The following is a 9066-nucleotide window of genomic DNA, read 5'->3' on the forward strand; positions in this document are numbered from 1 at the left end:
CCGAAGCCCTTGACCTCGGTGACAGTGATGCCCTGCACGCCGATGTCCGACAGCGCCTCGCGCACATCGTCGAGCTTGAAAGGCTTGATGATCGCCGAAACCATTTTCATACCGCTGTTGCCTCCGTTGGCTGGCATTTGCTCCGCTGCCCAGATTCTAGCACTCCTTGTGGGCCGCGACGGCCGTTGCGCGCCCAGTCCGGCAGCGGTTAGTCTTCCAGCATTGTGACTCCGCGAGGAACCCGCCATGCAGCTCGATCCGAAAATCCTGGATGACCTGGTGCGCCGCCTGTATGAATCCGTGCCGCCCGGCATGCGCGAGGCGCAGGCTGATCTCGAAGCCAATTTCCGCGGCGTGGTGCAGGGCGTGCTCGGCAAGCTGGACCTGGTGACCCGCGAGGAATTCGATGTCCAGCAGGGTGTGCTGGAGCGTACCCGCGAAAAGCTCGAGACGATCAACCAGCGGCTCGAAGAACTCGAGACCACTTTGAAGAAGTAAGCAGCCGATCCATTCGCGCGACAGGACGTCGCGCCCTGGCAAACATGCCTGGTCAAGGAGGACCTCATGTCGCTTGCCCGTATCGATTCCCTGGCCCAGCTGGGCCTGAATGCCCCTCGCGTGCATGTCGAAGTCCATGTTTCCGGCGGCCTGCCGGCGTTCCACATTGTCGGCCTGCCCGAGACCGCGGTGAAGGAAAGCCGCGATCGGGTGCGCTCCGCCATCATCAATTCCGGTTTCGAGTTCCCCGCGCGACGGATCACGGTGAGCCTCGCGCCGGCCGACCTGCCGAAGGAGGGCGGCCGCTACGACCTGCCTGTCGCGCTTGGCATTCTTGCCGCCACCGGCCAGGTCGCGAGCGAGCGGCTGGCGGAATCCATCTTCCTGGGCGAACTGGCGTTGAATGGCGACCTGAGAGCCGTGCGCGGGGCGTTGCCGGCGGCGCTGGCGATTCGCGACAGTGGTCGCCGCCTGGTCATTCCGGAAGGCGCAGCTGCGGAAGCAGCACTTGTCAGCGGGCTCGAGATTGCCTGTGCCTCCAGTTTGCTGGCGGTCGTTGCGGACCTGTTCGGCCAGGCGCCCCTGCCAGTGGTCGACACTCCAGCGCCTGGCCCGGCGGTCACCACTGCCGATCTTGCGGATGTCGCTGGCCAGCACCAGGCGCGGCGTGCGCTGGAAGTTGCCGCGGCGGGTGGTCACAGCCTGTTGATGGTCGGCCCGCCCGGTACCGGCAAGAGCATGCTGGCAGCCCGCTTGCCGGGGATACTGCCTGCCATGAGCGAGGACGAGGCGCTGGACGCGGCGGCGGTCCAGTCCATCGCCGGCCGCTTCGATCCTGCTCGCTGGCGGCAGCGGCCCTTCCGGGCCCCACACCACACGGCGTCCGGCGTGGCGCTGGTCGGTGGCGGTTCACAGCCGCGTCCCGGCGAAATCTCGCTGGCGCACACGGGCGTGCTGTTCCTCGACGAATTGCCGGAATTCGATCGCAAGGTACTTGAAGTATTGCGCGAGCCGCTGGAGTCCGGTCGGATTGTCATCTCCCGCGCCGCGCGACAGGCGGAGTTTCCGGCGCGCTTCCAGCTGGTGGCAGCGATGAATCCCTGCCCCTGTGGCTACCACGGCGACCCGCAGGGCGAATGCCGCTGCACCATCGACCAGGTGCGTCGCTATTGCGATCGGGTTTCCGGTCCCTTGCTGGATCGCATCGACCTGCAGGTGCTGGTGCCGCGCTTGAAGCCGCGCGAGCTGTCGCAACAGGCGAAAGGCGAGCGCAGCGCCGAGGTGCGTGCCCGTGTCGAAGCGGCGCGCGAGCGGCAGCTGGCCCGTCATGGCAAGACCAACGCCGAGCTGAGCGCTGCCGACATACGCGACAGCGACCGCATCCAGCCCGCCGCGATCGACCTGCTGGACACCGCCGCCGAGCGGCTGGGCCTTTCCGCCCGCGCCCATCACCGAATCCTCAGGGTGGCAATGACCATTACCGACCTGGCTGCGCGTGAATCGGTCTCGCCGCTGGAGGTCGGCGAGGCGATTGCCTACCGGCAGCTGGAACGTCGCTGAAAGAAACTTCCTGCATTGCGGAACTTCTCCCGCTGGCCGTGTTCTCAGGAAGCAGTGCCGACGGATGCGGCACCGCTCGACCCTTCAAGCAAAGCGTTCCGGCCGCCGTGGTGCGACCGGTCAGCCATTGTTTGAGGGGTTTTTTCATGTTTCCGATCGATGTGCGCGGACTGCGCAAGTCCTACCAATCCACCGAGGTGCTGCATGGCATCGACCTGCAGGTGCCGGCCGGCTCGGTCTTCGCCTTGCTGGGCCGCAACGGTGCCGGCAAGTCCACTACCATGCGCCTGCTGCTCGGCCTGCTCGATGCCGACGCTGGTGACATTCGCGTGGTCGGCCAGCGCATGCCGGCCGAGCGGCTGGACATCCTGCGCGACGTCGGCAGCATGATCGAGCAGCCGTCCCTCTACGAGAGCCTTTCAGCGCGCGAAAACCTGCGTATCGATGCCAGCCTGCGTGGGCTGGGAGAGGCCGCCATCGACAAGGCGCTGGAGGTTGTCGAGCTCGATGCCGGCGCGAAACCGGTCAAGCACTACTCGATGGGCATGAAGCAGCGCCTGGCGCTGGCGCTGGCCGTGCTGGGCGAACCGAAACTGCTGTTGCTGGACGAACCGACCAACGGCCTCGATCCCATGGGTATTGCCGACATGCGTCGTTTGCTGCGCAGCCTGCCAGAGCGACTGGATACCACCGTCCTGCTTTCCACCCACCTCCTGGGCGAGGTGGAGCAGGTCGCAAGTCATCTCTGCGTGCTGGAAGCCGGCGAGATTCGCTACACCGGGACGCTCGACGAGCTCAAGGCGCGCGAGCCCAAGGTGCTGCGACTGCAGTGCGACGATATCCCGCACCTTTACAACTGGCTGGGCGAAACGGGTCACGAAGCCCAGCTGGACACCGGCCGTGCCAGCATCACCGTGCCGGTGGCGGATACCAGTGAATCCGCTCGCCTGTTGCGCCGGGCGGTGCAGGAAGGGTTCAGGATCCACCACGCGAGCTTCGAATCGCGCAGCCTGGAAGAGATCTATTTCGACATGATTGGTCGGGATGCCAGTGGCTTGCTGCCCGTGGTGACCGAGGAGAAAGCCGCATGATCCGCTTGTTCCGTGCCGAGATCGGCAAATTGAAAGGGACCCTTGCCGCCCTGATGGTGCTGCTCGGGCCGCTGGCTGTCATCGCCTTCATCTGGCTGCTGGCGATGGCAAAGAATTTCACCAACATGGAAAGCCTGGGCTGGAACGGCTTGCTGCAGTTCGGCACCGTGACCTGGGCCTATCTCGTCTTCCCCCTGCTGGTGGCCCTGCAGGCCGCTGCGCTGTGCAATATCGAGCACCGGACGGATGGCTGGAAGCGGCTGTTTGCCTTGCCCGTCAGGGTACCCGAGGTGTTCCTGGTCAAGCTCGCGATCCTGTTCGCCTTGATGGCAGCCGCAACGCTGGTCCTGGCCGCAGGCTTCCTCGGCAGCAGCTGGCTGATCAGCATGCTGGTGCCTGGCTTGCCGCCGCTGGAGGCTTCGCTGGTGGGCTGGATGTTCGGCAAGGCCTTTGCCTGCCTGGCCGGCGGGGCGCTGATGATCGTCCTGCACTTCGCCCTCAGCTGGACCCTGGACAGCTTCGTGTTCCCGATTGCGGTCGGCGTGATTGCGGTCATGAGCGTTGTCCAGGTGGGCAGCAGCGAATACTGGGTCTGGCATCCCTGGACCTGGGGGATGATGGCGACCGCCAGTTCCGAGCCTGGGCGCGCGGTACACGCCATGCTGCTGGCAGCCGGGCTGGCGGTACTGGCCATTGCCCTGCTGGCGCCGGCGGCGCGGCGCTTGCGCGGACAGTCCTGAAGCCTGCCTGAACGGCAGCTTGTCTCGGTTTTTCTGCGACAAGCTGCCGCCATCAACAGGTTTTGATTTAACTTAATTGAGCAAAATCCCCCCAATTCGTTATAGTCGGGAGAAAGGGGGGTGCCGTGAGCAGAGCCCGACAACAGCGCATCGAGAGCGAAATGCTGCATATCATGCTGCGCCAGAACCCCCTGGCGCAGTTCGTGTCTTTGCTGCTCGGTTTCTTCACCATCTACATCCTGTACGACTACACCACCACCGTGGTGATCTTCGGCTGGATGATCGTGCTCAGCCAGCTCGTGATCCTGCGTCTCTGGCTGATTCGCATGTATCGCAAGCGGCTGCAGAGTCAGTCCGAGGCCGGTCCGCCGGCCGCTTTCGGTTTTGCCACCGGCCTGCTGCTGACGGGCGCGTGCTGGGGCGCGCTACCCTGGCTGATGACCGAACCCGTGCTGGCGCCCACGCTGTTCATCGCCATGCTGGTGGTCGGCCTTGCAGCCGGTGCCGTGGCGGCGCTGGCAATGAGCCGGATTTTCTTCATCAGCTACACCGCACCGCAATTCGTCTCGGTCATTCTCTATTTCATCGTCCAGCCGCTGGAGAATGGCCTGGCCATTGCAGGCGCGCTGACGCTGTTCTATTTCGGCCTGAACAAGGGCGCCAGTATCGTCGGCGAGGAAGTCCGGGAGTATGTTCGCCTGCAGATGAACGCCGCCGACGAAGCGCGCCGAGCGGATGCCCAGGCCAATGCCTTGCGCGATGCCAACAGCGAGCTGCAGCGCCGCCGGCACCTGATCGAGAACCTGTTGCGCATCACGAATCGAACGGATCGTACGACGATCGAAAAGCTGCGGGCCCTGCTGCAGTTCGGCTGCGAATCCCTGGACTTGCGGCTTGGCATCATTTCGCGCATTCACGAGGGGCATTACGATGTCTTCGCGATCCATGCCAGCAATTACGACACCAGGACATCACCGGGCGATCGCTTCGAACTGGAAAACACCATCTGTGTGCACACCGTCAAGAATGACGAGGTCTTCGTGTTTGCCAATGCTTCGGAGGCGCGCAATCGCCTGCACCCGATGTATGGCGGTGTGATGGCCGGTTCCTATATCGGTGCACGGATCATGCTGAGCGATGGCCTGTTCGGTACCTTGAACTTCTCTGACGTACGCGAACGTCGCGATGCCTTCTCCAATGCCGAAGTCGAGTTCGTTCGGCTGCTGGCCAACTGGCTGTCTGCCGAGATCGCCCAGCTGAAGAGCGATGACCAGTTGCGTGCCAAGGAGGCCCAGCTGTCAAATCTCGCCGACGCCATGCCTTGCGGAATGGCGTCCATCAGCAACGAGCGCAAGTACCTGTATGCCAATCGCATCTACCAGGAGGCCTTTTCCCGCGAGGGCGAGCCGCTGGTCGGCCGCAAGCTTGCAAACACTCATTCCCTGTCCGGCTTCAAGGTCCTCGAGGAGTACCTTGATGCGGCGCTGGAAGGTGACGAACAGGTCTTCGAATTCGAACCACCGGGCGCAAATTCCGAGCGCCGCGTCTATCGCTTCAACCTCATTCCGCATCGCCATGACGGGCAGGTGGCCGGTTGTTTCGCCCTGGCCCTGGACATTACCGACGATACCGAGCGGCGGGCCGAGCTGGAGCGCAAGGCCTCACTCGATCCGCTGACTGGCGTGTACAACCGCCAGTTCCTGGAAGACGTCCTCGCACGCATTGTCGATGACCGCCGCAAGCGCAAGCCTGTCTACCTGGCCTTGATCGATCTCGACGGATTCAAGGAAGTGAACGACACCGCGGGCCACCAGGGCGGCGATGCCGTGCTGCGCGAAGTGGCGAGCGTCCTGAAGCGCGACATGCGCAAGGAAGACATCGTGGCGCGCTATGGTGGTGACGAATTCATTGTCATCCTGAACTGCCCGGATGACGACAACCTCAAGGAAACCTGCAACAACATCCTGGAGAGGTTGCGGTCTTCGCATTACGAATACGATGGCAGGGTCTTTGACATCGATGCCAGCATCGGTGCGACCCGGATCATGCGAGGCGAGCCCATGGATGGCCTGCTGTTGCGCGTCGACCGGGCCATGTACACCGCCAAGGAAGACGGCAAGGGCGGCATCGAGTACCACTTTCTCGACAGCGTCGGAAAAGCGGGCGAGCGCCGCGGTGGCAAGGGTGGCCGTCGCCGCTCGGACGGCAAGACCGACAATACCTCGGCCGAGGTCTGACCAGACCCCGGGGCCAGGCGCTTCGAAAACCAGAAAGATTTTCCAAAAACAAGACTGTTCGTCGCGACCCGGCCCGGTAGAATGCGAGGGCAATGAGCGCCATCCCCCAGATCACCTCGAAGACCACGAATTCCGGGCTTTCCTCCCTGAATCCACGCCAGCGTGACGCCGTGCGCCACGTCGACGGCCCCTTGCTGGTGCTGGCCGGTGCGGGCTCCGGCAAGACGCGCGTCATCACCGAGAAAATCGCCCACCTGATCCGCCAGTGCGGCTACCGCCCGGACCAGATCGCGGCCGTGACCTTCACCAACAAGGCTGCCCGCGAGATGAAGGCACGCGCCCAGGCCTTGCTCGGCGCGGACAAGGCCGAGGGCCTGGCGGTTTCGACCTTCCACACCCTGGGCCTGCGCATCCTGCAGCAGGAACACCATGCGCTGGGCTACAAGAAACGCTTTTCGATTTTTGATGCTGATGATTCCCGCAATCTCGTCGTCGATATCCTCAAGGCCGAGCGCCTTGATACCCAGGACTTCGTCGACCAGATGATCGGCCAGATTTCTTCCTGGAAATCGGATTCGGTCTCCCCCGAGCAGGCGCTGCTGGAAGCCGTCGACCAGAAGGACGCCCAGGCCGCGCGCGTGTACGCGAGCTACCAGCGCAGCCTGCGCGCCTACAATGCCTTCGATTTCGACGACATGATCGCGCGCCCGGTGGAATTGCTCGCCAACAACCCCGAGATTCGCGAGCGCTGGCAGAATCGTTTCCGTTACCTGCTGGTGGACGAATACCAGGACACCAACGACGCGCAGTACCAGTTGCTGAAGCAGCTGTCCGGCATGCGCCAGGCGTTCACCGTCGTGGGTGATGACGACCAGTCGATCTATGCCTGGCGCGGTGCGCGTCCGGAAAACCTGGAGCGCCTGAAGGACGACTACCCCAAGCTGGAAATCGTCAAGCTGGAGCAGAACTACCGCTCCACCAGCCGCATCCTGCGCGTCGCCAACCACATCATCGCCAACAATCCGCACGTATTCGAAAAACGCCTGTGGTCTGAAATGGGCGAGGGCGATGCGATCCGCGTCATCGGCTGCAAGGAATCCCAGCATGAAGTCGAGCGCGTGGTCACCGACCTCGTGCATCGCAAGGTGCAGCGCGCCTACAGCTACAAGCACTTCGCGATTCTCTATCGCTCCAATCACCAGTCGCGGCTCTTCGAGCGCGCCTTGCGCGAACAGGGCGTGCCGTATCACCTCTCGGGTGGCATGAGTTTCTTCGACCGCGGCGAAGTGCGCGACGTGCTCGCCTACCTTCGCTTGCTGGTGAACCTCGACGACGACCAGGCCTTCCTGCGCATCGTCAACGTGCCGCGCCGCGCCATCGGTGCCGCAACGCTGGAAAAACTCTCCGAATACGCCTCGCGTCGCGAGACGTCCTTGTTCTCCGCCTGTTTCGAAATGGGCCTGGCCGGTTCGCTGAATGCGCGCCAGCTGGAAAGCGTGCAGGAATTCGCGCGCTGGGTAAGCTGGTGGTCCGAGCAGATGGAAGAGAAAGCTTCGGTGTCGCGCATCGAGGAGCTGCTGGAAGACATCAACTACCTCGGCTGGCTGGAAGATTCGCTGCGCGACCCGGACAAGGCCAAGCAGCGCTACGAGAACATCGAGGAACTGCTGAGCTGGATGGGCAACATCATCAAGCGCAACGAAGGCGACATTTCGCTGGCGGACCTGATGAACCGCATGGCACTGATCGACCGCCTGGATCGCAATGGCGACGACGACCCGGGCGACGTGGTGCAGTTGATGACCCTGCATGCCGCCAAGGGCCTGGAGTTCCCGCACGTCTATCTCGTCGGCTGCGAGGAAGACCTGCTGCCGCATCGAAATTCCATCGAGGCCGACACCATCGAGGAAGAGCGCCGCCTGATGTACGTGGGAATCACCCGTGCGCAACGCACGCTGTGCATCAGCTACGCCAACCAGCGCCGTCGCTTTGGCGAGGACTACGATTGCGAACCCTCGCGTTTCCTCGAAGAGCTGCCGCAGGATGACCTGGAATGGGAAGGCGGCGGCGTGGAGAAATCCCGCGAGGAACAGGTCGAAGCGGGCCGCTCGACCCTGGCCGGGCTGCGAGGCTTGCTGGCCGACTGACAGATCGTCGTTCCTGGGCGAGAATGGCTGCCATGGATATCAAGAACTATCACGGCGCCGACATCCTTCCTTACCTCGATGACCTCGCGCGCCTGCGCATCACGGTGTTCCGTGATTTTCCCTATCTCTACGACGGTGATCTCGATTACGAGAGGAACTACCTCGCGACCTACGCGCGTTCGCCGCGTTCGCTGTTCGTGCTGGCGATGGATGATGGCAACATCGTCGGCGCCTCGACCGGCCTGCCATTGAGTGACGCGGAAGCGGATTTCCAGCGGCCCTTCCGCGAGGCTGGCATCGACATCAACGATGTTTTCTACTTTGGTGAATCGGTGCTGCTGCCGGATTACCGTGGCCATGGAATCGGCCATCGCTTTTTCGATGAGCGCGAAAAGTTCGCAAAGGATCAGGGTTTCAGCATCACCGCCTTCTGTGCTGTCGAACGCCCGGCCGATCATACCGCTCGCCCGCAGGACTACCGACCGCTGGACGAGTTCTGGCAGTCGCGTGGCTACCAGCGTCAAGACGACCTGGTAACGACCTATCGCTGGAAAGACATCGGCGATGAAGCCGAAAGCGAAAAGAACATGCTTTTCTGGCTGCGCGGGCTATAGACCCGAAGAAGGTCTAGAGCAGCAACAAGGTCGCCAGACCCAGCAGCATGCCCATGCTGAAGACGTCTGTGGCGGTGGTCAGCAGGATGGCCGAGGCCGTCGCCGGATCCGCGCCCATGCGTTTCAGGAACAAGGGCACGAGCACGCCGATCATGCCAGACAGCATGCAGCTCAATGTC

The 9066-nt window shown here is 63.1% G+C and carries 9 protein-coding genes; 7 read left to right on the forward strand and 2 right to left on the reverse strand.

Annotated elements, in window-relative coordinates; translation table 11 throughout:
• A partial coding sequence (locus R3217_09600) for a P-II family nitrogen regulator (protein ID MDX1455698.1) occupies positions 1–110 on the reverse strand: 110 nt, incomplete at its 3' end.
• Positions 111–246: 136 nt separating this feature from the next.
• Between R3217_09600 and R3217_09605 the strand changes: the two genes are divergently transcribed.
• The 7 genes from R3217_09605 (at position 247) to R3217_09635 (ending at position 8887) form a co-directional block, all read left to right on the forward strand.
• Positions 247–498 carry an accessory factor UbiK family protein gene (locus tag R3217_09605; protein MDX1455699.1) on the forward strand — a complete coding sequence of 84 codons (252 nt, stop codon included), beginning with the start codon at positions 247–249 and terminating at the stop codon, positions 496–498.
• Between the two features lie 66 nt (positions 499–564).
• Entirely contained in the window at positions 565–2058 is a 1494-nt protein-coding gene (locus R3217_09610) for a YifB family Mg chelatase-like AAA ATPase (GenBank protein MDX1455700.1), read from the forward strand.
• A gap of 146 nt (positions 2059–2204) precedes the next feature.
• Positions 2205–3149, forward strand: a complete 945-nt coding sequence (locus R3217_09615) for an ABC transporter ATP-binding protein (GenBank protein ID MDX1455701.1) — start codon at positions 2205–2207, stop codon at positions 3147–3149.
• Positions 3146–3889 carry an ABC transporter permease gene (locus R3217_09620; protein ID MDX1455702.1) on the forward strand — a complete coding sequence of 248 codons (744 nt, stop codon included), beginning with the start codon at positions 3146–3148 and terminating at the stop codon, positions 3887–3889. Before R3217_09615 ends, R3217_09620 begins: the two co-directional genes overlap by 4 nt.
• A 125-nt stretch (positions 3890–4014) precedes the next feature.
• Complete coding sequence (locus R3217_09625) at positions 4015–6126, forward strand: diguanylate cyclase (GenBank protein ID MDX1455703.1); 2112 nt, start codon at positions 4015–4017, stop codon at positions 6124–6126.
• 92 nt (positions 6127–6218) lie between these two features.
• Positions 6219–8273: a DNA helicase Rep gene (gene rep / locus R3217_09630; protein ID MDX1455704.1), complete on the forward strand. Its 2055-nt coding sequence runs from the start codon at positions 6219–6221 to the stop codon at positions 8271–8273.
• 32 nt (positions 8274–8305) lie between these two features.
• Complete coding sequence (locus R3217_09635; GenBank protein ID MDX1455705.1) at positions 8306–8887, forward strand: GNAT family N-acetyltransferase; 582 nt, start codon at positions 8306–8308, stop codon at positions 8885–8887.
• 13 nt (positions 8888–8900) lie between these two features.
• Here the strand turns inward: R3217_09635 and R3217_09640 are convergent, their stop codons facing one another.
• Positions 8901–9053 carry a magnesium transporter gene (locus tag R3217_09640; protein ID MDX1455706.1) on the reverse strand — a complete coding sequence of 51 codons (153 nt, stop codon included), beginning with the start codon at positions 9051–9053 and terminating at the stop codon, positions 8901–8903.
• Between the last annotated feature and the right edge of the window lie 13 nt (positions 9054–9066).

This window comes from Gammaproteobacteria bacterium, from assembly GCA_033720895.1.
Lineage (GTDB): Bacteria > Pseudomonadota > Gammaproteobacteria > Natronospirales > JAJUFS01 > JAWWBS01.

Bases quoted from the DNA above. Each gene is read 5' to 3' on its own strand.
- R3217_09620 (MDX1455702.1), top strand. From the start codon at position 3,146: ATGATCCGCTTGTTCCGTGCCGAGATCGGCAAATTGAAAGGGACCCTT.
- R3217_09610 (MDX1455700.1), top strand. From the start codon at position 565: ATGTCGCTTGCCCGTATCGATTCCCTGGCCCAGCTGGGCCTGAATGCC.
- R3217_09635 (MDX1455705.1), top strand. From the start codon at position 8,306: ATGGATATCAAGAACTATCACGGCGCCGACATCCTTCCTTACCTCGAT.
- rep (MDX1455704.1), top strand. From the start codon at position 6,219: ATGAGCGCCATCCCCCAGATCACCTCGAAGACCACGAATTCCGGGCTT.
- R3217_09640 (MDX1455706.1), bottom strand. From the start codon at position 9,053: ATGCTGTCTGGCATGATCGGCGTGCTCGTGCCCTTGTTCCTGAAACGC.
- R3217_09615 (MDX1455701.1), top strand. From the start codon at position 2,205: ATGTTTCCGATCGATGTGCGCGGACTGCGCAAGTCCTACCAATCCACC.
- R3217_09605 (MDX1455699.1), top strand. From the start codon at position 247: ATGCAGCTCGATCCGAAAATCCTGGATGACCTGGTGCGCCGCCTGTAT.